The organism is Methylorubrum podarium, from assembly GCF_022179745.1.
GTDB classification, from domain to species: Bacteria; Pseudomonadota; Alphaproteobacteria; order Rhizobiales; family Beijerinckiaceae; genus Methylobacterium; species Methylobacterium podarium.
The window spans coordinates 1-23204 of the sequence record NZ_BPRD01000007.1 but is presented as its reverse complement, the minus strand read 5'-3'; the positions used below and the strand labels follow the sequence as shown (position 1 = coordinate 23204).

Genomic DNA, 23204 nt, shown 5'->3' with positions numbered 1-23204 from the left:
GAGGCGCCGGCCTCGGCGGTGCCGCACTTCGTCGCCGCCCTCCGGGCCGCGCCCGAGCGGCCGGCCTACTGGCTCGCCCTCGCCACCACGCTGCTGACGCTGAACCGGGTGAACGAGGCGCGCGCGCTCATGGAGCGCTTTCGCGAGCAGGGCCTGCCCGACGACGAGACCCGCGCGGTCCTCAAGGATTTCATCGATCAGGCCTTCACCCTCGGCCAGGCGCATTACGAGGCGGACGACCTGCCCACCGCCGAGATCCTGTTCGATCTCGTCATCGGCCTGGACGACACCCACGCCAAGGCGACCCATCTCGCGGGCGCCGCCGCCGCCCGGAGCGGCCGTCACCAGCAGGCCTACGACCTGTTCAGCATCGCGATCTACCGCGAGCCCGACAACGCCGGCTTCTTCAGCAGCCTCGGCGCCCTCCTCATCAACCTCAACGACTACCCGGGCGCGATCGCGGCGCTGGAGAAGTCGATCGCGCTCGATCCCGATCTCGCCATCGCGCATTCGAACCTGTCCGGCGTGCTCCAGCGCATCGGGCACCACGCCTCCGCCGTCAGCCACGCCCAGCGCTCGATCGCGCTCAAGCCGAACTTCTTCGGCGCCCACATCAACCTCGGCTGCGGCCTGAAGAGCCTCGGCCGCCTGCCCGAGGCGATCGCAAGCTTCGACCGGGCGCTGGCGCTGGATCCGTTCAACGTCGCGGCCCATTCGAACCGGCTCTTCGCCAAGCTCTACGCCGAGGGCGTTCCGCCGACCGCGTACGCCGCCGACGCCCGGAGCTTCGGGGCGCGCATCGCCGATCCCCTCCTGCGGCGGCGGCCCTTCGCCAACGACCGCGATCCCGACCGGCGCCTGCGGGTCGGGTTCGTCTCGGGCGATCTCTGCACCCACGCCGTGGCCCGGTTCATCGAGCCGTTCCTGCGCCACTTCGACCGGACGCGGTTCGAGACGCGCGCCTACATGACCCAGGTCGGAGAGGACGGGGTCTCGGCGCGCCTGCGCCCGCTCTTCGACGTCTGGCACAACATCGCCGCCCTGGACGACGACGCGGCCGCCGACCGGATCGAGGCCGACGCCATCGACATCCTCGTCGATCTGTCGGGCCACAGCGCCGGCCACCGCCTGCTCGTCTTCGCCCGCAAGCCGGCACCGGTTCAGGTCACCTGGATCGGCCATCCCGCGACGACCGGCCTGCGCGCCATGGATTACCGCCTGACCGATTTCGGCCACGACGAGCCCGGCCTGTCGGACACGCTGCACACCGAGACGCTGTGGCGGCTGCCGGGCGTGTCGGCCACCTACGAGGCGCCCGGCGACATCCCGCCGGTGCGCGAACGCGCGCCGTTCGAGGACAACGGCTTCGTCACCTTCGGCACCATGAACCGCCTCGAGAAGATCGGCGACCGGGCGCTGGAGGCCTGGGCCGAGATCCTGACGGCGCTGCCCGATGCGCGCCTGTTCATGGTCGCCGCCGACATGAACACGCCGGAGATCCGGGCCGAGGTCGAGGCACGCCTGGTGCGGGCCGGCCTGCCGCTCGAGCGGGTGCGCCTGCACCCGCGCGTCACCAGCGGCTACTTCTATCTTTACCACGAGATCGACATCGCGCTGGATTCCTTTCCCTATAACGGCGGCACGACGAGCTGCGACACGCTCGCCATGGGCGTGCCCTTCATCGCCCTGGCCGGCACCCACGCCGCCGCGCGGACGGGCATCGCCGCCCTGAGGGCAGTCGGGCTGGAGGAATTCGCGGCGGCGACGCCGGAGGATTACGCGGCCGTCGCCGTCGCCCTCGCCAGCGATCGCGAGCGTCTGCGCGCGCTCCGCTCGGGGCTTCGCGAACGCGTCTTCGCCAGCGCGCTGATGGATCACGCCCGCTTCGCCGGGGAGGTTGGGGACGCCTTCCGCGCCATGTGGAGGCGCTGGGCCGATGCGAACCGCGCCGCTTGATCCCGCCCCCGAGGCGGAAAGCCTCCCGCGCCCCGAGCGCGAGCTCCCCGTGCAGGCGACCCTGCGCCGGCTGGAGCAGGAATTCGCGCGGGTCCTCGACACCGCCCCGGAAACGGCTTCGGGGGCGGAACGTGCATCCGATCCGGTCTACGTCACCCGGCCGTTCCTGCCGCCCCTCGAAGAGTTCGAGCCGCTGCTGCGGCAGATCTGGCAGACGCGGATCCTGACCAATGGCGGCCCGTTCCACCGGGAGCTGGAGGCGCGCCTGCGCCACCATCTCGGCGTGAGGCAGGTCGCTCTGTTCAACAACGCGACGACCGCGCTGATCATGGCCCTGCGGGCGCTCGATCTCACGGGCGAGGTGATCACGACGCCCTATTCCTTCGTCGCGACCTCGCACGCCCTGCTCTGGAGCGGGCTGACCCCCGTCTTCGTCGACATCGACCCCGTGACCCTCAACCTCGATCCCGCCCGGATCGAGGCGGCGATCACGCCGCGCACCAGCGCGATCCTGCCGGTCCACTGCTACGGCCGGCCCTGCGACGTGGAGGCGATCGGGGCCATCGCCGACCGGCACGGGCTCAAGGTGATCTACGACGCCGCCCACGCCTTCGGCGTGGACCATGGCGGCGCGAGCGTGCTCAACCACGGCGACCTGTCGGTGCTCAGCTTCCACGCCACCAAGGTGTTCAATACCTTCGAGGGCGGCGCCATCGTCTGCGCCGACCCGGCGATGAAGGACCGGATCGACAAGCTCAAGAACTTCGGCCACGACGGCGAGACCTCGGTTCCGGATGTCGGCCTCAACGGCAAGATGAGCGAGCTGAACGCGGCGCTCGGCCTCGTCCAGCTCCGGCATATCGGCACCGCGCTGGCCCAGCGCCGGGCCGTCGACGCCGCCTATCGGGAGGGCCTGCAGGGCATCCCCGGCATCCGCTGCCTGGACTTTCCGGGCGAGGGCGCGGCCAACTACGCCTATTTCCCGATCCTGGTCGGACCCGACTATCCGATCGGCCGCGACGCGCTCTACGATGCGCTCAAGCGCGACGGCATCCACCCGCGGCGCTACTTCCATCCGCTGATCTCGGACTTCCCGATGTACCGGACGCTGCCGAGCGCCCGGCGGGAGGATCTGCCCGTGGCGTCCGCGGCCGCCGACCGGGTGCTGTGCCTGCCGATCTACCCCGACCTCGATCCCGCCATCGTGGCCCGGATCGTCCGGCGGATCGCCCGGCCATGACGGCGCCCGTCACGGCCGCGATCATGCAGCCCTATCTCTTCCCCTATATCGGCTACTTCCAGCTCATCGCGGCGGTCGATCAGTTCGTGATCTACGACACCGTGAAATACACCAAGAAGGGCTGGATCAACCGCAACCGCTTCCTGCGCGACGGCGAACCCGTGACCTTCACGCTGCCGCTGGAGAAGGATTCGGACCATCTCGACATCCGCGAGCGGCGCGTCGCGGCGGGGTTCGAGCCGGACCGGCTCTGCGCCCAGATCGCCCAGGCCTATCGCCACGCGCCGCACCGGCGCGAGACCATGCCGCTCGTCGAGGAGGTTCTGGGCTACGCGAGCACGGACCTATTCGACCACCTGCGGCACGGATTGCTGCGGACCTGCGCGCATCTCGCCATCACCACGCCGATCCGCACCGCCTCGACGATCGAGGGCACGACCGACCTGCGGCGGCAGGACCGGGTGATCGACCTGTGCGAGCGGCTGGGCGCGGCGACCTACGTCAACCCGATCGGCGGCACCACCCTCTACGATCCGGCCGCCTTCGCGCGGCGGGGCATCGCCCTGCGCTTCCTGCGGGCCCGGCCCTTCGCCTATGCTCAGGGACCGCACCCCTTCGTGCCCTGGCTGTCGATCCTCGACGTGCTGATGTTCAACCCGCGATCCGCGCTCGCGGCCCTCCTGGCCGGCGGCTACGATCTCATCGAGGCGGAGGATGCCCCGTGCCCCGCTGGCGCAAGCTCGGCCGCGTCTTCGATCCCGCAAGCGTCGGCGGCCGTCCCTGGCTGAAGGCCTTCGCCCAGGCGCCCGCCGCCCTCGTCTGCGACGACGTGGTGCGGATGTACTTCTCCTGCCGCCCGGAGGCCGACGCCGACGGCCAGTACGTCAGCTACAGCGCCTACGTCGATCTCGACCGGGGCGACCTGTTCCGCGTGCGCGCGGTCGCCGAGGCGCCGATCCTGCCGCTCGGCAGCCCCGGCACCTTCGACGAGTTCGGCGTCTACCCGGTCTCGGTCATCCGCGCGGGCGACGCGGTGCGCGCCTACTATGCCGGCTGGACGCGCTGCGTCTCGGTTCCGTTCAACACGGCGATCGGCTGCGCGGTGAGCCATGACGGCGGGCGCCGGTTCGAGCGTCTCGGGCCGGGACCGATCCTGCCCTACTCGCCGGACGAGCCCTTCGTGATGAGCGGGCCCAAGGTCCGGCGCTTCGGCGACACGTGGTACCTGTTCTACATCGCCGGACGTAGCTGGAAGCGGGTCGAGGGCCGGGCCGAGCCGGTCTACCGCATCCGCATGGCGACCTCGCCCGACGGCCTCACCTGGACCAAGGCGAACCGCGACCTAATCCCGCCGCGGATCGAGGCGGACGAGGCCCAGGCGAGCCCTGACGTGTTCGAGGCGAACGGGCGCTACCACATGCATTTCTGCTACCGCTACAGCGCCGGCTTCCGCAGCCGCGAGGGCGGCTACCGCATCGGCTACGCCTGGAGCGACGACCTCCTGACCTGGACCCGCGACGACGGGCGCTGCGGCATCGACGTGTCGGAGGAGGGCTGGGACGCGCAGATGATCAGCTACCCCCACGTCTTCACCGTCGATGGCCGGACCTATCTCGCCTATCTCGGCAACGAGGTCGGCCGCGGCGGCTTCGGCCTCGCCGCCCTCGACGGCCCCCTCGACTGACCGGCCCGACCCCATGCGCTGGACCAAGCTCGGCCTCGTCTTCGACCTGCGGGCGCACCCGCTGCCCTTCGGGAGCGGGGAATTCGCGCAGTCGCCGCAGGCGCTCGTCCTCGACGACCGGGTGCGGATCTTCTTCTCGACCCGCAGCCGCGAGCCGAATGGGCAGTATCTCAGCCACGTCGCCTTCGTGGACATGCGCAAGGATCTGAGCGCGGTGCTCGGGCTCGCGCAGCGGCCGGTTATCGCCCCGGGCGATCTCGGCACCTTCGACGAGCACGGCATCTTCCCGATGAACGTGCTGCGCCACGACGGCCTCGTCTACGGCTACACCACGGGCTGGAGCCGGCGCGTCTCGGTGCCGGTGGAGACGGGTATCGGGCTCGCCGTCAGCCGGGACGACGGTCTGTCCTTCGAGCGGCACGGCGCGGGCCCGGTGCTGGGCGCCAGCCTCAACGAGCCGTTCCTCGTCGCCGACGGCTCCGTGCGCGTGATCGATGGCCTGTTCCACATGTGGTACATCTTCGGCACCGCCTGGAGTGCCGCCGGATCCGGCGCGGCGCCGGAGCGGGTCTACAAGATCGGGCACGCCACCTCTTCGGACGGCATCGCGTGGACCAAGGAGGAGGGGCGCCGGATCGTCGCCGACCGCCTCGGCCCGGAGGAGGCCCAGGCACTTCCCTGCGTGTTCGACCGGGGCCCCCGCCGCCACATGGTGTTCTGCTACCGCGAGCCCGTCGGCTTCCGCACCGATCCCGGCCGCGGCTACCGGATCGGCCACGCGTGGTCCGACGACCTCGTGGACTGGACGCGGGACGATGCGCGGCTGACCCTCTCCGGGACGCCCGGCGACTGGGACGCGGACATGCAGTGCTACCCCCACGTCTTCACCTGCGAAGGCGAGACCTACCTCCTCTACAACGGCAACGCCTTCGGCCGCTTCGGCTTCGGCGCCGCGCGGCTCGAACCGTGACCGGGCCGACCGTCGCGCGGAACCGCTCCCGGGCGGAGGATGTCGAGGCCCATCTGACGGCCTGCGCGCGGACCTTCACGCCGCCGCTCGACCGGCGGGTGGCGATCCCCGACTACGCCGCCAAGCTCGCCGCGCGGGCCGAGCGGTTCGAGGCCTGGGACGGCCCGGCGCTGATCGGCCTGGTGGCGGTCTATTGCAACGATCCGGCCCGCATCTGCGCCTTCGTGACGAGCGTCAGCGTGGTGCCGGACCGGACCGGGGAGGGGCTCGGCGGCCGCCTGCTCGCGGCGGCGATCGCCCATGTCCGCGGCCTCGGCTTCGCGCGGATCGCGCTGAGCGTGGACCGTGCGGCGTCGGCCCTCGGCCTGTATCGCCGGCTCGGCTTCACCGAGGACGCGCGGGACGACCGAACGCTGCACCTCTCGCTCGACCTCGCGGCGGCGCGTCCGGTTGCGGGGGCGACATCTCAGGACCGAGGCACGGAGGCCAGACCATGAGCGCCGGACGCGATTTCGACCGTGAGACGCAGGACGTGGAGGGCCACCGCTACGCCTACGATTTCGACCTCGACGTGATGCACCGATACATGGTGCAGGCGTTCGAGCCGTTCTTCCGCCCCGGCCGCCTGCTCGAACTCGGCAGCTTCCGGGGGGACTTCACCCGGCGCCTGACGCCGTTCTTCGACGACATCACCTGCGTCGAGGCCTCGGGCGAGGCGATCGACGCGGCGCGGGGGCGGCTCGGCGAGAGCGTGCGGTTCGTCCACGCGACCTTCGAGGCGGTCGCGCTGCCCGCCCGCTACGACACGGTCGTCCTCACCCACGTGCTCGAACATCTCGACGACCCGGTCGGGGTGCTCAGGCGCGTCAACGCGGAATGGCTGTCGGAGGGCGGGCGCCTGCTGCTGGCCTGCCCGAACGCCAACGCGCCGTCCCGCCAGATCGCGGTGAAGATGGGCCTGATCTCCCACAACGCCGCCGTCACCGAGGCGGAGCGGCAGCACGGCCACCGCTGCACCTACAGCCTCGACACCCTGGAACGGGACGCCGCCGCCGCGGGCCTGCGGGTGATCCACCGCTCCGGCGTCTTCTTCAAGGCGCTGGCGAACTTCCAGTGGGACGCCCTGCTGAAGACCGACATCGTCTCACCGGCCTATCTCGACGGCTGCTACGCCCTGGGACAGCTCTACCCGGACCTCTGCGCCAGCATCTACCTCGTCTGCGAACGCGGAACGCAGACCGGTTAGCGGCCCCCCGCGAGCGGGCCGACGGCCTGCCCGAAAGGACGAGACCGAGATACATCTGTGTTCGGCGCGTCCAAGCGCCAACACTCAAGCTCTCCGGAAACAGGCCTCTTCGATCCGACATCGAAGAAGATTGACAACGTCAATCGAAGACAGCCCTACTCACGAAGCGAAATCACAATAAGCCTCGCAATGTCGGGAATCACACCGACGGCATGAGCCATCTTACACGCCGCTCCGGCGACGTTTAAACCCGTTGTGGCGCTTACCCTTACAGCGGCGTGAACGCTTCATTTTCCGAGTACGGACATGGAAGAGCCGAACCGAGGAAACGTCTTTCTGCTGCTCCGAGCGGATCCTCTCGCGGGAGCGGGCGACCGCGTGAGCGGGCCGGCGCGGTCCCGCGGCGTCCTCGACACGCGGGATGAGCCGGCCGGGCCGGCGGGACGGGCAGGATGAAGGTCGTGCCGGGCGGCGGAGCGGCGGTCAGCGGGCCTCTCTCGCGCAAGCTGCAGGGTTTCGGCAGGCTGGAGGAGGCGGATGCGGCCGCCCTGGCGATGGTCGAGGCGGGCACGCGGCTGGTCCCGTCCGGCACGGACCTCGTCCGCGAGGGCGACCGGCCCGAGGGCATGCTCGCGATCACGGAGGGCTTCGCCTGCCGCTACAAGCTGCGGGAGAACGGGGCACGCCAGATCATGGCCTACCTCGTTCCGGGAGATGTCTGCGACTTCGACGCCTCGGTCCTGAACCGGATGGACCACACCATCGGCACGCTCTCCACCTGCCGCGTCGCGCGGGTGGCGCCCGAGGCCAGCCGGGACCTGCGGGCGCGCCCGGCCGTGGCCGGCGGCCTGCGCATGGCCGCGCTCGTCGACGAGGCGATCCTGCGCGAGTGGATCATGAATCTCGGCCGGCGCTCCGCCGTGGAGCGCCTCGCCCACCTGTTCTGCGAGCTGCTCGTGCGCCTGCGGGCGGTGGGGCTGACCCTCGGGAACAGCTACGACCTGCCGATCACGCAGCTCGACCTCGCCGACACCACCGGCATGACCAGCGTGCACGTGAACCGATCGCTGGGCGAGCTCAAGCGCGCCGGGCTGATCGAGCGCAAGGGGAGGCGCCTCACGCTGACCGAGCTGGAACGCCTCATGGAGATGGCCGAGTTCCGGCCGAACTACCTGCACCGGGAAATGCCGGAAGCGGCCTGAGGCCGACGCCTCCGGATCCGGCGGTCGCGGCCGCGGGCCGTGCCCCGGCGGACGCTCTCCGGCCGAGTCAGGCCGCCGCCAGCGCATTCCGACGGAGGGGGCGGAAGCCGGCGCTCTCGCTGGCCCGAGGAACGAGCCGACATCTCGTGGCGTTCACCGTCGGACCTTGGCCGGAGCCGCTGCCCGGTCGGCAGGAGACAGGAGACGTTCGATGATGAGGATCGGAACCCGCACGGTGCTGGCTCTGATCGCCTTCTCGGCCACCGGCACGGCCAGCGTGCGGGCCGGCGAGGAAGAGCAGGCGGCCCTCTGCCGCGACGACGTCATGCGGCTGTGCCTGACGTCGATCCCCGACCGCGGCCGCATCGTGAGCTGCATGAAGGCTCAGCGGGCGAGCCTCAGCCCGGGATGCCGAGCCGCCTTCGACGAGGGGATGGCCTCGCCGGCCGGGCGGCGCTCCGCGAGCCTCCGCTGAGGGCCGCAGCCGGGGCGCGCCAGAGCTTGTCTCCGCGCCCGCTCCCGATCCACGACAGGAGACCCGCCTTTCGATGACGCGTTCGATTCTTCCTCTTCTTCTGGCCGCTGGCCTGACGCTGCCCGCGCTGACCCAGACCGCCGCCGCGGTCGAGGGTCCCCCCATGCTGCTGCACGGCAATTACTGCGGGCCGGGCAACAATGCGCCGGCGGCCCCCGTCGATGCGCTCGACGCGGCCTGCGCCCGCCACGACGCCTGCACGCCGGACGGCGCACTGGCTCCGAAAGCCTGTAACCTTCGGCTCCAGGTCGATGCCGAGCGCGTGGCCGACGACCCGCGCCAGCCGGAAGAGCTGCGGATCATGGCCGGGCTCGTCGCCTCGGGCGCGGCGATGATGCCCTCCGCCCCCTCGTCCGGACTGCGCGCCCCCGCGGCCATCGACGTCGAGAGGCAGCCGGACACGGACATGCTCCCCGAATAGGCTGACTCGGCAGAGGACGTTGACGCTCGTCGGCCACGAAACGTCCGCTGCGCCGACGCGGTCCGGGAACGAAACGGCGCCGCCATTCGGTCTCTACGTCGTCACCCGACATGGCCCCGGAAAGCATCGCCTCGTCAGCCTGCCGACCCTGCAGCTTGATCGGACCAGCACCGTCCGGTGACCCTGCCGGCCACGCCGCAGCGACACCGCGCCCAACGGGACACACCTTAGAAAACGCAACCGGCGGCAATCAATTGGATGAGTTGTGCAGTCCGAGGTCCTTGAGCCAGGCTATGTAGCGGGATGAACGGTCCCAGTTGGCTGCGGGCAGAGTCGTGGCGTTCACCTCGCTCGGATTGCAACCGTACTTGCGCCGAAAGGCGCGGCTGAAGACCTGCTCGTTTTCGAAGCCGCAGGCGAAGGTGAGTTGCTTGATCGTCGGCCGGCGCTGACCGGACCGAACGAGTTGCTGCATGGCGTAGGCGAGCCGTCGGTTGCGGATGTAAGCGTAGACGCCGCCATCCTTCTCGAAGATCTTGTAAAGCGGTGTGCGCGAGAGCCCGAACTTGGCCATCAGCATCTCGGCCGTGACGCTCGCGAGATTCTGGTCGATGAATTGGCGCATGGAAATGACGCTCACGGCGGCATGATCGTAGGCGCTGTCCGTCTCATCAAGGAAGGCGGCATTGCACAAGGCAGCGGTTGCCGAGGCGAGCAGTTCCTTCTGCAGCGGCGTGGCCGTCGGCAGACAGGCGGCCATGCTCTTGAGGTGATTGGCCAGCAGGCGGGTGAGCGGACTGTCGGTGGAAGGGACGCTGCGTCCGTGCCAATCGGACAGGTCGCCGCGCCAACCGTTCAGGAGGCGCCGCGGCAGGGTGACTCTCAAACCCCGGGCGCGTGTGATTTCGAGCTTTATCGGTTGCCCCATATCGGTGATCGTGAACGCTTCCTGTCCGACCTCACCGCATCGGTTGGCCGCCGTGATCTGCGCCCGGCCAGCGACTTGCAGATTCAAGGTGATGTGATCGAAATTCTGGGCGGCGACGTAGGACGCGGATCGCTCCATGACCTGCGCCGGCGCTTCGATCTCGCCGAATACGATCTGCTTTAGGTTGTAGTATCGGCGGAAGACGCTTGATGGAACGACTGTGTCTTGGTCGATGCGACTATCGATGTAATCCGTCGCGAGTTCCATCCACGCCCGGCGTCGACCTTCATTGCTGCATATATGTGCAAATCGATGCTCAATCATAATGCTGCACCCGGAACATGGTGAGCATCGGCAAGCTTACTGTTTATTAAGCTGCCGAATAAAATTTTATTACGATCCTCTATGCCGAGATATATATTGCGCCGACCTGAAACGGTATTGCCGAATCGAAATTATGGATGGATCATCACTGTTAAAGTACGCAAAGTCAGTTCTAAAAGATAGAATATCCGCCCCATGCGTCGCGCGGAGGCGATCTCCCGGAAAGCGATCGAATCACGGACGGCGAGACGCGCCGACCTCATCCAGAAACCCTGCGGTGATGAGGGCGCGGGCCGTCGATCGGGGGATCGTGCATCGCGGCAGGCCCGGCGGAAACCGGGCGACGGCGGCGTTCACAACGGACCCGTCCGCCCCGCCGCATCGTCCGCGCTCGACTGCGCCATGATGCTTCCCGTGACACGAATCTGCGTCGTGAGCACCGGGCGGCCGGCGGGAGAAGCCGTCAATCAGACCTATGGGCAACTTCTGAGCTGAAACAGTATACGCCGCGAAAACACGCAAAGTCTGCTGTTTAGTACAGAACGTCTGATGATTTCGTGCGACAAACCGAGATTATTACCAGTGATTAAACCATGATTGCCGCACCATATCCTTGGCTTATCGCCATAACGCGAAGTACAGGGATAAGATGTCATGGACTATGCTGTCGGAATCAGCGGCACCTCACGTCAGAACCTGCTTTCATTGCAGGGAACGGCCGCCCTCTCCTCCATCAATCAAACGCGCCTCAACACGGGCAAGAGCGTCAACAGCGCCCTCGACGATCCGTTGAAGTTCTTCACCGCGCAGAGCCTCACCGACCGCGCCTCGGCTCTGACGAGCCTGCTCGGCGGCATGTCGAACGGCATCCAGACGGTCCAGGTCGCCTCGAAGGGCATCGACACGATGATCGACTACATGAAGCAGTTGCAGTCGGTCGTGCAGCAGGCCCAGAGCAACATTGCCCAGAACCTGCCCACGGTCGCCAGCAACGCGCTGGCGAGTGCCGCGGAGATCGCGGCCGTGGGCGGAAGCGCCCGTGACGTCGCCATGAACAAGACGGTGCTGGGCGCCACCGCCGCCGCCTCGGCGACGAACAACGGCAACCTCGGCCTCCCGCCGACCGCCATGGGGACGGGCGCGAACGCCACCAAAGTCGCAAGCCAGGCCACGATCCAGCTCAAGGCGGGCAGCAGCAGCTACAGCTTCGACGTGGGCGCGACCGACAAGGTCAGCGATGTCGTGGCCCAGATCAACAAATCCGGCATCGCCACCGCCTCGGTCGACTCCCAGGGCAAGCTCCAGGTGACGGGTGTCGGCTCCGATCCCCTCACGGTCGCCTTCGGGAAGGTGTGGGGCCCGGGCGTTGCCGCCCCCGCAACCGACAGGCCGGGCACGTTCGTCCTGGATAACGCGAACACCACCAAGCTGTTCGGCGCCGCCGCCGCCGGCAGCACCGCCACCCCCATCGCCGCCACCGCCGGCGGCTCGGCCGCGCGATCCGCCCTCGTCTCCCAGTTCAACAACCTGCGCGACCGGATCAATGAAGCCGCTCAGGACGCCAGCTTCTCCGGGGTGAACCTGCTCAACGGCGACAAGACCACGGTCGTCTTCAACGAGAAGAGCGGTGCAGGCCAGGCGAAGCTCGACATCCAGGGCACGAAGACCAACACGACGACGCTCGGCATCGGAGTGATGCAGGATTCGGCCAGAGCCGCAGCGGGTGCCGACTTCAGCATCCAGAACAACGCGGACCTGCAGAAGGCGTCGAACGCCCTCAGCGGTGCGATTGCGTCGCTGAAGTCGCTGTCGGGGTCCCTCTCCTCGAACCAGTCGATCATCCAGACGCGCCAGGACTTCACCAAGAATCTGAACAACATCCTCAAGACCGGCGCGGACAACCTGACGAGCGCGGACATGAACGAGGAAGCCGCCAACTCGCAGGCCCTGCAGCTCCGGCAGTCGCTCGGCATCTCGTCATTATCGTTGGCCAACCAAGCCAACCAGGGCGTGCTGCAGTTGCTGCGCTGATCCGAGGGCGCTTCGGCGCGATCGATCTGATGATCGCGCCGAGGCCCAACCGACGCCGATACCGCGCGGCACCACCGCAGATCGCTCAAGGCGTGGGCTGGTGAGCCATGACTTCAGGCCGCTGCATCTTCCGGCTGTGCGGCGCGATCTCGGCCCTTTCAGGGACGGTGACGATGATGATGCACTCGGCGGTTTCATCGCACAGTATTCGCTTCGGCTTGCTGTGCCTATTCTCCTGGGCGGCCTTCTGGCTCCTTTCCGTCACGAAGAAGGTTTTCGCGCCTGCCCGCAACAGACGACATCATCGAAAAACCGAAGACTCAAAGAGGGGCATGAAGATCAGGGACGGCGTGCCGAGCCCGTTGATCCACACAAATGCGCCGAATGTGCAGGAAGCAGTGGCAATTCCAACGCATAAGCAGAGGATTAAGAGACAAATGCTGCTCGACGAAAGAAATACCAGATGATTTACATCGTATTCTACGCTTGATCGCGCATGCCGCGAGTCGTGGCTCATCATCGACCAGACCCAGCAGCCGTCCGCCGCCGCGCCGGCATGGGAGTTCATCTTGATGCGCCGCGCTCATCGAGAGGAAAAACGAGACAATGGGATGCAACATAAAGCAAAGGCTATAGAATGTTTCGCCGTGATTATACGCGCAACGAGCGCGCCGCTCTTCATGGGTCTTGCCGGAGCAAGCTTCGGCCTGACCGAGCGCAAACCGATGCATTCAGAGCGTCCGGCACGCCCGGCCGCCGTGAAAGCTTCGGCCGACGGCGCCCTGAGAGCGGCCCGCCGCGGCTTGCGCCGGTGAAACGAAGCGGGCCGGCTCCCCGGAGGAAGCCGACCCGTCCCTGCCGTGTAGCGCGGCCCGGCTCAGCGCAGGAGCTGCAGGATGCCCTGCTGCGACTGGTTGGCGAGCGACAGCGCCGAGATCGCCAGCGAGTTGCGGGTCGAGAGCGCCTGGGAGTTGGCCGCCTCCTCGTTGAGGTCGGCGCTCGTCAGGTTGGCCGCGCCGGTATCGAGCACGTTGATGATCTGCTTGGTGAAGTCCTGCCGGTTCTGCACCACGGCGAGGTTCGAGCCGAGCGCCGCCGCCCGCGACTGGAGCTGGCTGCTGGCGCTGTTGATCTGATCGACGATCTTCTTGATGGCGCTGCTTTCCTGGAAGTTGGTCTGGCCCACCGCCGAGAGGCCGAGGCTGGCCGCGTTGGTGGCGCTGCCCTGGACCTTCAGCTGGGAGGTGCCTTTCTCGTTGAAGTTGATCGTGAGGCTGTCGCCCGAGAGCAGGTTCACGCCGTTGAACCCGGCATCCGAGGCGAGCTGGTCCATCTGCTTGAGCAGGTCGTTGTAGGTCTGAACGAGGTTGTTGCGGGCGTTGAGCCCGTCACCGCCGAGATTGGCCGCCGCCGTCCCGGTCGTGAACGGGTTGCCGGTCCCGGACGCGACGATCGACAGGTTCTGCGCGCCGACGTCGTTGGTGGTGGTGATCGAGATCTTGCCGCTCAGCGAGTCGATGGTCGCCTGGGCGTTGGCGGGGGCCAGCGCTTGGTTGAGCTGGGCCAGCGTCGAGATCTGGCCCGGCGCCGTCCCGAAGGTGACGGAGGCCGTGGTCATGGCCGCCCCGTTTCCGACCTGGACCGTGAGCGACTTGCCGGCGAGCGCGCTCTGCGAGGCCGGCTGGCCGCTGCCCGCCGCGAAGTCCGTCGTCGCGAAGCCGAGATTGGCGACCTTCGACGTGGCGGTCGAGCCGTCCACGAGCTGCACCGCGGTGTTCGGATCGGCGGCGGTGAAGCTGAACTTGTTGGTCGCCGTGTCGTAGCTCGCCGTCACCGCGCCGTTGGTCGCCGCGCCGACTTTCTGAAGCAGCGAGCCGATGGTGTCGGTCGCCGCGAGGTTCACGGTCTGGCCGTTGACCGAGAAGCTGTCGCCGCCCTTGAAGCCGAGCGCCGAGATCAGCGTCGTCTGGCCGGGATCGAAGGTGCCGGCGACCGACGCTTCCGTGCTCGCGAGCCCGAGGGTGTTGTAGTCCGAGCCCTTGATCGTGAAGGTGCTGCCGTCGGCGCCCCCCGTGAAGGTGAGCTTGGTGCCGGCGGCGTCCTTGCCCGCGGTGACGCCGGTGGTCGAACTCTTGGCGTTGATGGCGGCGATGGCCTGATCGAGCGTGGCCGAGGCGGCGATCGCGATGTCGGTGCCGTTGACCGTCACGGTCTGCGCCGCGCCCTGGTTGTTGGTGATCCGCTGCGGGATGCCCGAGAAGCCGCTGGAGGCGGCGTTGCTCGACTGCACGGTGAAGGCGGAGCCGTTGGCCGCGCCGGTGAGCTTGATCTTGCCGGCGTTGTCGGGATCGACGCTGGCGCTGACGCCGGTGGCCGAGGTGCCGGTATTGGCCGTGTTGATCGCCGCGATCACCGCCGCCTGGCTCGCGCCGGACGGAATGGCGATGTCCGTGCCGTTGATCGTCAGCGTCTGGGCGGTCGGCGCCGCGCCGTTGTCCACCGTCTGCAGGTTGGTCGAGAAGCCGAGCGTGTTGTTCGCCCCGCCCTGCACCGTGAAGGCCGCACCGGTCGTCGCGCCCTTGAGCACGATCTTGCCGTCGGCCGAGCTGGAGGCCGTGACGTTGGTGGTGCCGGACTGGGCGTTGATCGCCGAGATGGCGCCGGCCAGCACCGTGGCCGCGCTGTCGCCGGCGTTTCCGCCGCTGATGGTGATGCTGGTCGTGCTGGTGGTGTTGGGGCTGCCGATGACCAGCGTCTGGGTCTTCGCCGCCGTCTGGGCCGCGGTCAGGGCCGTCGCCGTGAAGCCCGCGCCGTTGCCGGTGATGCTCAGCGCATCGCCGTTGCTCTTGCCGGTGATCTTGATCTTGTTGGTCGAGTCGATCGCGGCGGTGATTCCGGCCGCGCTGCCGGCGACGTTGATCTTCGAGATCGCCGTCTCGAGCGTGTCGTTCGCGGCGAGCGAGACCGAGATGTTCGTCGTGGTGCTGCCCGTCGAGGCGATCGAGATCGTCACGGCGGCGCTCGTCGGCGTGTAGGCGGCGCCCGTCACCGTGCCGGCGACCGCGTTGGCCGGGCCGGTGAAGGCGCTGGCGCCGGTCGCCGTGGCGGGCGTGCCCGTGGGCGTGTAGGCGCCGCTCACCGTCGCCGCGATGCTGGTGCTGGTCGGCGTTGCCGAGAAGCCGCTCGAGGCCGGGTTGGAGGAGGCGACGGTGAAGGCTGTGCCGTCGGCCTTGCCGGTCAGCAGCAGGCGGGTGGCGTCGGCGGGATCCTTGGCGGCCGTCACGCCGGTGGTGCCGGTCTGGAGGTTGATCGCCGTGACGGCGTCGTCGATCGAGCCGCCGCCCGCGATAGTGACCTGCGTGCCGCTGATCGTCAGCGTCTGGCTCGCCGCCGCGGCGCCGTTGGCCGTCGTCGTCGGGACCGACGCCAGGCCGAGCGTGTTGCCGGACTGACCCGTGACCGTGAAGTTCGAGCCGTCGGCCTTGCCCGTCAGCACGAGCCGCTGGCTGCCGCCCACGGTGTCGAGGCTGGCGGTGACGCCCGTCGCGGTGGTCCTGGCGTTGATCGCGTCGACAGCGGCCTTCGTCACGTCGGCCGCGCTCGCCCCGGCGTTCCCGCCCGTGACGGTGATCGCCTGGCCGTTGATCGTCAGTGTCTGGCTGGCCGCCGCGATGTTGCCGTTCGACTGGCTGCTCGTGCCCGTGGTCAGACCCGTCTCCGAGGCGTTCTGCGCCGTGGTCTTGACCGAGAAGGCCGAGCCGTCGGACTTGCCGGTGAAGGACAGCTTGCCGCCGTCGTTCTTGGCGGTGATCCCGAGGCTGCCGAGCTGGGCGTTGAGCTTGGTCACGGCGGCGTCGACGGTGTCGCCGAGCGCCAGGCTGACGCTCGTGGTGGTCGTGCTCGTCGGGCTGGTCGCGTAGGTCACCTCGATCGTCGCGGCCGTGGTGAGCGTCGTGAAGGCCGTGCCCTGCACGGTGCCGGCGACGGCGTTGGCCGGGGCCGAGAAGGTCGAGGCGCCCGTCGCCTTGGCGAGCGTCGGCGTCGTCGCGGTGAAGCTCGTGCCGCGCAGGGTCGCCGGGCTGGCGGTCGGCTTATAATCGACGCTGCCCGCCATCGTCGCCGGCACCGCGGCCGCGGGCGGAAGCGCGCCGGTGAGGGTGCCGATCGCCGTGTCGCCCCGCGCCACGGTCGGGCCGGTGGAGAGCAGGTTGGCGGCCGTCGCCCCGTTGAGAGCGGTCGAGACCGTCGAAGCCTTCGAGGTGAAGGCGTTGGTTGCGGCGAGCGCCTGCTGCGCCGTCGACTTGAGCTGGCTGGTGAGATTCTGGAGCTTGGACAGGCCGGTATTGGCCGCCTGGATCGTCTGGACGCCGTTCGAGATGCCGTCGAGCAGCGACGACAGCTCGGTCGAGCGTCCGCTCAGATTGTTGGCGGTGAAGAAGTTGATCGGATTGTCGAGCGCCGAGTTGACCTTCTTGCCCGTCGAGAGCCGGCTCTGCGTCGTCGCGAGCAGGCTCGCGGTATCCTGGAGCGAGAGCAGGTTCTGCCGCGTCGCGGCCGAGAGCGTGATGCTGGAAGACATGGGACGACTCGATCCTCGTGGAGCCGACGTGTCGGCGGTGAGGGGATCAAGCGCCCGGCGCAATTGATGACGATCTAAGTATTTGCGGGAGCTACCAGGAATTACCTCGCACAAAGTCTCAGGATAGTCGCATTTTATCTCATATTTGCTTCATATCCCATAGTATATCAAAAAACTCGCATTTCGTCTCAAATCCGCGGTCGGTCTCGTCATGCGGCATTTGCCGGCCGTGCGCCGATCCGGCACATCCATAAGCGTTGCCGTGAGGTCGACCGGCGCATCTCTCGACGCGCACGATCCGCACGCACGGTCCGCACCCTTGGGGCCACCAGCCGGGACAGCAAAAATCGTCGCAAAATTTGCCGCCGCCGTCCGATTGTCCAGCTTTGAGGCAGAGAGTAGTCCTAAAAGACTGATTGAAAGCGCCGGACATAACTGATATAGGCGCAATACAGTCCATGACGAGATTCTATAGATCGCAACATCAGATCATATTCGGTTCTCATAAGATGAAATCCCGTCGATATGTGCATCGACGCTAAGACTGGTGCGGATCTGCCGCCGATCTTCGGCTGCAGGCTCGAAACGAGCCCCGACATCCCCTCTCAGAGACTTGCCTGCCATGTCGAGGATTCTTCGAGACCGCTTCGAGGCACCGGCGGATCCTGCCGCGTTACGCGATGATTGGATCGCGGCGATGTCACCGGTCTTTCAGGCGACGCTGCCGAGCGGGCGACTGCTGTCCGGTCCGATCGCCATGGACAACTACCATCTCGGCGAGTTGCTCGTCGGCGAGGTTCGGGCGCCGGCCCAGATCCTCGAACGGACCCCCCGAATGGTCGCGCAACAAGGTCTCGACCACCTGCTGCTCCAATTCTACCACTCCGGAACCAGCCGGGTCGAAGTGGCCTGGGGCGAGGCGGATGTGGGACCGAACACCTGCATCCTGTTCGACCTGGCCCAGCCGGCGACCGTCGTCGCCGAACCGGTCCACGCGACCAATCTGCTCCTGCCCCGCGCCCTGGTCGCCGAGTCGGTGCCGAACGTCGCCTCGCTGCACGGCCACGCCTTCGACTACGCGACGGATCGCGTCAGCCGGCTGTTCTTCACCTGCGTGCGCGAGCTCGTGGACTGCGCCGACATGCTCGACGTCCACCAGCTTCCGCATATCAGCCAAGCCGTCGCGATGCTCGGCAGCGCCTGCCTGCGCGGGCGGGCGGCGGCGCGGCCGGCGAACGAAGTGCAGTTGAGCATCGCGATCCGGCAGTACATCGAGCGGGAGCTCGGCTCGCCGCGTCTCGATGCCGAGATGCTCGCGGCGCAGTTCGGCCTCTCCCGCGCGACCCTCTACCGGCAGTTCATCTCGGAGGGCGGCGTCCAGCGCTTCATCCGCGAGCGGCGCCTGCTGCGGGCGATGAAGATGCTCACGCAGCCGACCGCGACGGGGCGGCACCGCGTCTCGACGGTCGCCTACACCACGGGCTTCTCCGACGAGAAGACCTTCAGTCGCGCCTTCAAGCGCCGGTTCGGCTTTCTGCCGCGGGAGACCGAGGTCGGCGCCGGCGTCTGGGGCCGGACCGCGGACACGCAGCCGGTCCTCCAGTCCTGGCTCAAGGAGCTGGCGGCCTGATCCGCGACGGCCGGCCTCGGTAACGCCGGGCTCGGGCTCAGCCGGACGGCATCCTCGTCCGCGCTTGATCCACCTCAACGCCGAGACGGCGCCGGGGCAGCAGACTCTCCCGAGCGGCCGGACGCAGCCGCCTGACGGGAGATGATCCATGAATCTCAAATCGCTCCTCACGCTCGGCCACCGCTCCCCCTCGGCCGAGGGGGGCGCCGTGCCGCTGCCCGCGCAGCATCTCGTGGAGCAGATGCTCGGCGAGTTCCGTCTCGGCCTCCCGCTCGGCCTCCCGCTCGTCCAGGGCGGCGCGGTGCCGCGCATGGACGTCGTCGAGAAGGACGGGACGGTCGAGATCACCGCCGAATTGCCCGGGCTCGCCCGTGACGACGTCAAGGTCGAACTCGCCGACGACACCCTCGTCATCCGCGGCGAGAAGCGGCAGGAGAAGGAGCAGAGCGAGGGCGCCCGCAAGGTCACGGAGCGCAGTTACGGCGCCTTCGTGCGCAGCCTGGAACTGCCCGCCGGCATCAGGGCCGAGGATATCCAGGCCAGCATGGACAAGGGCGTCTTGACGGTGACGCTGCCGAAGACCGCCCTGGCGCCGTCCGAAGCCAAGCGCATCGACATCAAGGCGCCCTGAGGACGGTCCGACCCCCGTCATCGCCGCCTCCGGCATCCTCTCCGCCGACTTCGGGCCGCCGCGCCGGCCGCGCGGCGGGCGCCGACCGTCAAGCGCGCGCGGCAGGAAGTGTCCCATGACCTATGCCAGCATCATGGTGGCCGTCGATCTCGGAGCGGAGGCGCGCGAGCGCGTGCACCTCGCCGGCCACCTCGCCGACGACTTCCGCGCCCGGCTGATCGGCGTCGCGGCGGAGGAGGCGTCCTACGCCGTCCCGCCGGTCGGCCCGATCCCGGCGAGCGCCTTCGCCCTGGCCGCCAACGACGAGCTCATCCTGAACGATCTCAAGCGCGCCCACGCCGCCTTCGCGGCGGCGGCGGGCGGGCGCAGCCGCGTCGAGTGGCGCTCCAATCTCGACTTTCCGCTGCCGTTCCTGATCGGACAGGCCGCGGCCGCCGACCTCGTCGTCGTCGGACGAAAGGGCCAATCCGGTCCCGTGCTGTTCTCGGTCGATCCCGGCGACCTCGTCATGCATCTCGGACGGCCCATCCTGGTGGTGCCGCCCGGCATCGACCATCTCGATGCCCGGCGGGTCGTGATCGGATGGAAGAACACCCGCGAAGCCCGCCGCGCGGTCAGGGACGCGCTCCCCTTCCTGTCGCGGGCCTCGCGGGTCGTCGTCGTGTCCATCGATGAAGGGCAGGGCGCGGACGAGGCGGGGGACGTCGTCGGGTTCCTCCAGGCCCACGACATCGACGCGACGGCGACCCGCTGGGAGAGCGGCGGCGGCCCGACCTCCCGGGCGCTGGTCGAGGCGGCCTCCGAGCAGGCCGCCGACCTGATCGTCCTCGGCGCCTACGGCCACGGGCGCCTGCGCGAGTGGGTCTTCGGCGGCGTCACCCGCGACCTGCTGGCCGGCGCGCCGGTCTGCTGCCTGATGAGCCACTGAGTGTCTCGCACGCTCCGCCCGCGGCGCCGTCGTGCCCGAGGAGGCGACGGTCGGCGATCGGGCGTTGCGTGAGGCCCTCCGAACCGGCCTCGACGCCGGCTCTCGCGCAAGGCAGCTCCCTCAGGCGAGCGTCAGGCGATCCTCGACGGCGGACACGCCGGGGACCGACCACGCCGCCCGCTCGGCCAACTCGCGCTCGCGCCAGACATCGACGAAGCCGTCGAGGATCACCTTGCCGCCCTCGACCTGCACGCGGATCGTGTCGGGTGCCTTCGCGCTCCGCTTCAGGGCGGCACGGATGCGGGCCTCGACCTCGGTGGCCTGGGCCGGCGGCGTCACGGCGATGAGGTTGACGATGTCGGTGACGCCGGCGAGGCGGCGCAGGGCCTTGTCCACCGCCGCCTTCTGAAAGTAGTGCGGCACGCTGCCCTGGAGGGTGACGCAGCCGCGCTCGACCTTGAGCGAGACGGACCGGTCGGGGATCTGCACGTCCCATTCCAGCACCCGGGCGCAGCGGTCGGCCAGCGCCTCGTCGCCGATCCGCGGATTGTCGGGATAGCGGACGTCGATCTGCTCGACCACGGCGCGGACGCCGCGCACCCGCAGGGCGACCCGCTCGACGATCCCCTTCTCGGCGTAGTTCCGCACATGCCCGCTGAGGGTCACGACGCCGTCCTCGACGGCGACCCCGATCTGCGCCGCATCGATCATCGGCGCGAGTTCGAGTTCGTCGAGCACGTGCTGGCGCACGCTGATGTCGTCCATCTCCCGCCTCCTCGCTTCGAAGCTTCGACTGGTCAGAACGCCAGCCAGAACAGCGCCGTCGTCACCGCCGAGGCCGCGGCGGCCAGGGCGAGCGCCTGGGGGCTGGCGATGGTCCGGTAACGGGCGATGTCGTCGATGCGGCTCGCCGCGTCCCCCGTGCCGGTCCTGAGCCCCGCCGCGTCGCGCGGCGCCGACCCGGCCGGAACCCGTACGTACCGCACCGTTTCGATGTCGATGGATTGAAGCACCACACGCATCGCTCGCTCCCGTCCTTGGATGAGTCGTCCTGGGATGCGCCATCCCCGGATGACGGGAGCATCCTGGCGCGCCCGGCACGCGCTGCCTTGATCCACCTCAAGGCTGCCGCCGCTGGACGACGGCACCATCGCCCCGAGGGCGACCGACGCTCCGGCGCGTCGACGAGCCCTGCCCGGTGCGGCGGACGCGGAGCCCGGACTTGCGCTGGATCAAGGCGGACCAGAACCGGTGCGGCACTCTCCGGGCCGCTTTCGCCTCCGGAGGACGACCATGCCGAACCCACCGTCCGCCCCCGCGGGCCTGCGCGACATCCTCGTCGGGCTCACCGAAGAGGGCCGCGGCGACGAGGCGGCGAGCGCGCTCGGCGTCGCCCTGTCGCTCGCCGGGACGACCGGCGCCCACCTGACGATCCAATCGGCCGCCCGCCGCCTGACCCTCGTCGGCGGATCGGGGTGGGGCTTCGTCAACGACCTGATCGCGCAGGAGAACCGCCGCCTCAGCGCCCGCGCGCGGGCGATCGCCGAGCGCGCCGCGACGGAGGCCAGCCTGGAGGGCGTGACCTGCTCGATCGAGGTGCCCGCGCTGGCCTATCCGGACCTCGTCGGACGGCTCACCGCCCGCGCCCGGCTCAGCGACCTGACCATCCTGGACGCCGAGGCGCGGGAGCTCGATCTCGACCGCGACCTGATCGACGGGGTCCTGTTCGGGAGCGGGCGGCCGCTCCTCGTGGTGCCCCCGGGCTGCGACGCGTTCTCGGCCCGGCGGATCGTCGTCGCCTGGGACGGCAGCGCCCAGGCGGCGCGGGCCGCCAACGACGCGCTGCCCTTCCTGCGCGCGGCCGAGGCGGTGGAGATCGTGTCCGTGGTCGGCGAGAAGGATCTCTCGACCTCGGTCGCGGGCGCCGAATTCGCGCCGCACCTCGCCCGCCACGGCGTGAGCGTCTCCGTGACCAACGTGCCGGTCGCGGGCGACGCCGCCGAGACGCTGAGGCGGCAGGCCGGCCTGTTCGGCGCCGAGATGCTGGTGATGGGCGCCTACCGGCATTCGCGCCTGAAGGAATGGTTCCTCGGCGGCGTGACGCACGCGCTCCTGACACGCGCGCCGGTGCCGCTGTTCCTGTCCCATTGATCCCGATCCGAGGATTCCAGCGAGGTTTCCGGCGAACGAGGCCGTACGGGGCATACCGTTTCCGGTTGATCACCTCGGGCTCGGCCCAACGCCGTCATCACGAAGCGATCAAACGGATGGCGTATCAATCCTCGACCACGTGGCGCAGGCGGGCACGGTGGAGCGTGACCTGCCGGCCGTTCGCGCGCCGCAGCGCCCCGTCCTCCTCGAGCTGGGAGAAGGTGCGGGAGACGGTCTCGATGGTGAGGCCGAGATAGTCGGCGATGTCGCGCCGGGTCATCGGCAGAGCGAAGGTCCCGGTGCCGCCGAAGCGTCCGTCGACCTCGATGAGGAACGCCGCGAGGCGCTCCTGGGCCGAGCGGCGGCCGAGCAGGAGCGTGAGATCCTGGGCGTCGCGCAGGTTGGCGGTGGCCATGCTCCAGAGCTGGCAGGCGACCTCGGCGCTGCGGGTCGCGGCGCGCTCGATCGGCCGCCGCTGGAAGATCAGCACCCTGGTGTCCGAGAGCGCCTCGGCCGTGTGCCAGTGGACGTCGCCCTGCTCGAAGCCGAACAGGCTGTCGGCCAGGTGGAAGCCGGTGATCTGGCGACGGCCGTCGCTCAGCACCTTGTGGGTGCGCACCGCCCCCTCGACGACGCGGTAGACGAACTCGGCCTCCTCGCCCTCGCCGTAGATCTCTTCCTCGCGGGCGTAGGAGAAGGGTGTGCCGATCAGATCGGGGCAGTTGGCGAAGAGGCCGGTTCGATGGCC

At 68.9% G+C, this 23204-nt stretch carries 21 protein-coding genes; 16 read left to right on the top strand and 5 right to left on the bottom strand.

Translation table 11 applies throughout. The annotated features are described in order from the left end of the window. From MFF42_RS00430 to MFF42_RS00385, 10 genes are all read left to right on the top strand, one after another. Positions 1 to 1956 (top strand): O-linked N-acetylglucosamine transferase, SPINDLY family protein (locus MFF42_RS00430; RefSeq protein WP_238253543.1); only part of this gene is annotated, 1956 nt, incomplete at its 5' end. Continuing rightward, on the top strand, positions 1937 to 3196 hold the full coding sequence (locus MFF42_RS00425; RefSeq protein ID WP_238253542.1) for a DegT/DnrJ/EryC1/StrS family aminotransferase: 1260 nt from the start codon (positions 1937 to 1939) through the stop codon (positions 3194 to 3196). The genes MFF42_RS00430 and MFF42_RS00425, both read left to right, overlap by 20 nt. Then, positions 3193 to 3984, top strand: coding sequence for a WbqC family protein (locus tag MFF42_RS00420; RefSeq protein ID WP_238253541.1), 792 nt, complete (start codon positions 3193 to 3195; stop codon positions 3982 to 3984). The genes MFF42_RS00425 and MFF42_RS00420 overlap by 4 nt, the downstream gene beginning before the upstream one ends. Next, positions 3918 to 4880: a glycoside hydrolase family protein gene (locus MFF42_RS00415; protein WP_238253540.1), complete on the top strand. Its 963-nt coding sequence runs from the start codon at positions 3918 to 3920 to the stop codon at positions 4878 to 4880. Before MFF42_RS00420 ends, MFF42_RS00415 begins: the two co-directional genes overlap by 67 nt. Positions 4881 to 4893: 13 nt before the next feature. Continuing rightward, positions 4894 to 5850, top strand: coding sequence for a glycoside hydrolase family protein (locus MFF42_RS00410; RefSeq protein ID WP_238253539.1), 957 nt, complete (start codon positions 4894 to 4896; stop codon positions 5848 to 5850). Then, positions 5847 to 6347 (top strand): GNAT family N-acetyltransferase, encoded by a 501-nt coding sequence (locus MFF42_RS00405; RefSeq protein WP_238253538.1) that lies wholly within the window; start codon positions 5847 to 5849, stop codon positions 6345 to 6347. The genes MFF42_RS00410 and MFF42_RS00405 overlap by 4 nt, the downstream gene beginning before the upstream one ends. Beyond that, the gene (locus tag MFF42_RS00400; protein ID WP_238253537.1) at positions 6344 to 7096 is read left to right on the top strand and encodes a class I SAM-dependent methyltransferase; all 753 of its coding nucleotides are present in this window, start codon (positions 6344 to 6346) and stop codon (positions 7094 to 7096) included. The genes MFF42_RS00405 and MFF42_RS00400 overlap by 4 nt, the downstream gene beginning before the upstream one ends. Before the next feature lie 452 nt (positions 7097 to 7548). After that, positions 7549 to 8298 (top strand): Crp/Fnr family transcriptional regulator, encoded by a 750-nt coding sequence (locus tag MFF42_RS00395; protein WP_238253536.1) that lies wholly within the window; start codon positions 7549 to 7551, stop codon positions 8296 to 8298. 211 nt (positions 8299 to 8509) lie between these two features. Continuing rightward, positions 8510 to 8773 (top strand): hypothetical protein, encoded by a 264-nt coding sequence (locus MFF42_RS00390; RefSeq protein ID WP_238253535.1) that lies wholly within the window; start codon positions 8510 to 8512, stop codon positions 8771 to 8773. A 73-nt stretch (positions 8774 to 8846) separates the two neighbouring features. Continuing rightward, positions 8847 to 9254 (top strand): phospholipase A2 family protein, encoded by a 408-nt coding sequence (locus MFF42_RS00385; RefSeq protein WP_238253534.1) that lies wholly within the window; start codon positions 8847 to 8849, stop codon positions 9252 to 9254. Positions 9255 to 9504: 250 nt separating this feature from the next. On the opposite strand, the gene MFF42_RS00380 is transcribed toward MFF42_RS00385, so the two are convergent. After that, positions 9505 to 10449 (bottom strand): AraC family transcriptional regulator, encoded by a 945-nt coding sequence (locus MFF42_RS00380; RefSeq protein WP_238253533.1) that lies wholly within the window; start codon positions 10447 to 10449, stop codon positions 9505 to 9507. Positions 10450 to 11160: 711 nt separating this feature from the next. On the opposite strand from MFF42_RS00380, the gene MFF42_RS00375 reads away from it, so the two are divergent. After that, positions 11161 to 12537 (top strand): flagellin N-terminal helical domain-containing protein, encoded by a 1377-nt coding sequence (locus tag MFF42_RS00375; RefSeq protein ID WP_238253532.1) that lies wholly within the window; start codon positions 11161 to 11163, stop codon positions 12535 to 12537. A gap of 107 nt (positions 12538 to 12644) precedes the next feature. After that, the gene (locus MFF42_RS00370) at positions 12645 to 13004 is read left to right on the top strand and encodes a hypothetical protein (RefSeq protein ID WP_238253531.1); all 360 of its coding nucleotides are present in this window, start codon (positions 12645 to 12647) and stop codon (positions 13002 to 13004) included. A gap of 410 nt (positions 13005 to 13414) precedes the next feature. On the opposite strand, the gene MFF42_RS00365 is transcribed toward MFF42_RS00370, so the two are convergent. Continuing rightward, on the bottom strand, positions 13415 to 17116 hold the full coding sequence (locus MFF42_RS00365) for a flagellin hook IN motif-containing protein (protein ID WP_238253530.1): 3702 nt from the start codon (positions 17114 to 17116) through the stop codon (positions 13415 to 13417). A gap of 697 nt (positions 17117 to 17813) precedes the next feature. On the opposite strand from MFF42_RS00365, the gene MFF42_RS00360 reads away from it, so the two are divergent. From MFF42_RS00360 to MFF42_RS00350, 3 genes are all read left to right on the top strand, one after another. Next, a complete protein-coding gene (locus tag MFF42_RS00360; protein WP_238253529.1) occupies positions 17814 to 18746 on the top strand; it encodes a helix-turn-helix domain-containing protein in 933 nt (310 codons plus the stop codon). Between the two features lie 148 nt (positions 18747 to 18894). Continuing rightward, the gene (locus MFF42_RS00355; RefSeq protein WP_238253528.1) at positions 18895 to 19377 is read left to right on the top strand and encodes an Hsp20/alpha crystallin family protein; all 483 of its coding nucleotides are present in this window, start codon (positions 18895 to 18897) and stop codon (positions 19375 to 19377) included. A 115-nt stretch (positions 19378 to 19492) separates the two neighbouring features. Then, on the top strand, positions 19493 to 20305 hold the full coding sequence (locus MFF42_RS00350; protein WP_238253527.1) for a universal stress protein: 813 nt from the start codon (positions 19493 to 19495) through the stop codon (positions 20303 to 20305). Positions 20306 to 20425: 120 nt separating this feature from the next. On the opposite strand, the gene MFF42_RS00345 is transcribed toward MFF42_RS00350, so the two are convergent. Together MFF42_RS00345 and MFF42_RS00340 are read right to left on the bottom strand one after the other, a co-directional pair. Then, a complete protein-coding gene (locus tag MFF42_RS00345; protein WP_238253526.1) occupies positions 20426 to 21070 on the bottom strand; it encodes a BON domain-containing protein in 645 nt (214 codons plus the stop codon). 32 nt (positions 21071 to 21102) lie between these two features. After that, on the bottom strand, positions 21103 to 21327 hold the full coding sequence (locus MFF42_RS00340) for a hypothetical protein (protein WP_238253525.1): 225 nt from the start codon (positions 21325 to 21327) through the stop codon (positions 21103 to 21105). 271 nt (positions 21328 to 21598) lie between these two features. On the opposite strand from MFF42_RS00340, the gene MFF42_RS00335 reads away from it, so the two are divergent. Further along, positions 21599 to 22456 carry a universal stress protein gene (locus MFF42_RS00335; RefSeq protein ID WP_238253524.1) on the top strand — a complete coding sequence of 286 codons (858 nt, stop codon included), beginning with the start codon at positions 21599 to 21601 and terminating at the stop codon, positions 22454 to 22456. A 124-nt stretch (positions 22457 to 22580) separates the two neighbouring features. On the opposite strand, the gene MFF42_RS00330 is transcribed toward MFF42_RS00335, so the two are convergent. After that, a partial coding sequence (locus MFF42_RS00330) for a helix-turn-helix domain-containing protein (protein ID WP_238253523.1) occupies positions 22581 to 23204 on the bottom strand: 624 nt, incomplete at its 5' end.

Coding starts and splice junctions, on each gene's coding strand:
- MFF42_RS00425 (WP_238253542.1), top strand. CDS start 1,937: ATGCGAACCGCGCCGCTTGATCCCGCCCCCGAGGCGGAAAGCCTCCCG.
- MFF42_RS00420 (WP_238253541.1), top strand. CDS start 3,193: ATGACGGCGCCCGTCACGGCCGCGATCATGCAGCCCTATCTCTTCCCC.
- MFF42_RS00410 (WP_238253539.1), top strand. CDS start 4,894: ATGCGCTGGACCAAGCTCGGCCTCGTCTTCGACCTGCGGGCGCACCCG.
- MFF42_RS00400 (WP_238253537.1), top strand. CDS start 6,344: ATGAGCGCCGGACGCGATTTCGACCGTGAGACGCAGGACGTGGAGGGC.
- MFF42_RS00395 (WP_238253536.1), top strand. CDS start 7,549: ATGAAGGTCGTGCCGGGCGGCGGAGCGGCGGTCAGCGGGCCTCTCTCG.
- MFF42_RS00390 (WP_238253535.1), top strand. CDS start 8,510: ATGATGAGGATCGGAACCCGCACGGTGCTGGCTCTGATCGCCTTCTCG.
- MFF42_RS00385 (WP_238253534.1), top strand. CDS start 8,847: ATGACGCGTTCGATTCTTCCTCTTCTTCTGGCCGCTGGCCTGACGCTG.
- MFF42_RS00380 (WP_238253533.1), bottom strand. CDS start 10,449: ATGGAACTCGCGACGGATTACATCGATAGTCGCATCGACCAAGACACA.
- MFF42_RS00375 (WP_238253532.1), top strand. CDS start 11,161: ATGGACTATGCTGTCGGAATCAGCGGCACCTCACGTCAGAACCTGCTT.
- MFF42_RS00370 (WP_238253531.1), top strand. CDS start 12,645: ATGACTTCAGGCCGCTGCATCTTCCGGCTGTGCGGCGCGATCTCGGCC.
- MFF42_RS00365 (WP_238253530.1), bottom strand. CDS start 17,116: ATGTCTTCCAGCATCACGCTCTCGGCCGCGACGCGGCAGAACCTGCTC.
- MFF42_RS00360 (WP_238253529.1), top strand. CDS start 17,814: ATGTCACCGGTCTTTCAGGCGACGCTGCCGAGCGGGCGACTGCTGTCC.
- MFF42_RS00355 (WP_238253528.1), top strand. CDS start 18,895: ATGAATCTCAAATCGCTCCTCACGCTCGGCCACCGCTCCCCCTCGGCC.
- MFF42_RS00350 (WP_238253527.1), top strand. CDS start 19,493: ATGACCTATGCCAGCATCATGGTGGCCGTCGATCTCGGAGCGGAGGCG.
- MFF42_RS00345 (WP_238253526.1), bottom strand. CDS start 21,070: ATGGACGACATCAGCGTGCGCCAGCACGTGCTCGACGAACTCGAACTC.
- MFF42_RS00340 (WP_238253525.1), bottom strand. CDS start 21,327: ATGCGTGTGGTGCTTCAATCCATCGACATCGAAACGGTGCGGTACGTA.
- MFF42_RS00335 (WP_238253524.1), top strand. CDS start 21,599: ATGCCGAACCCACCGTCCGCCCCCGCGGGCCTGCGCGACATCCTCGTC.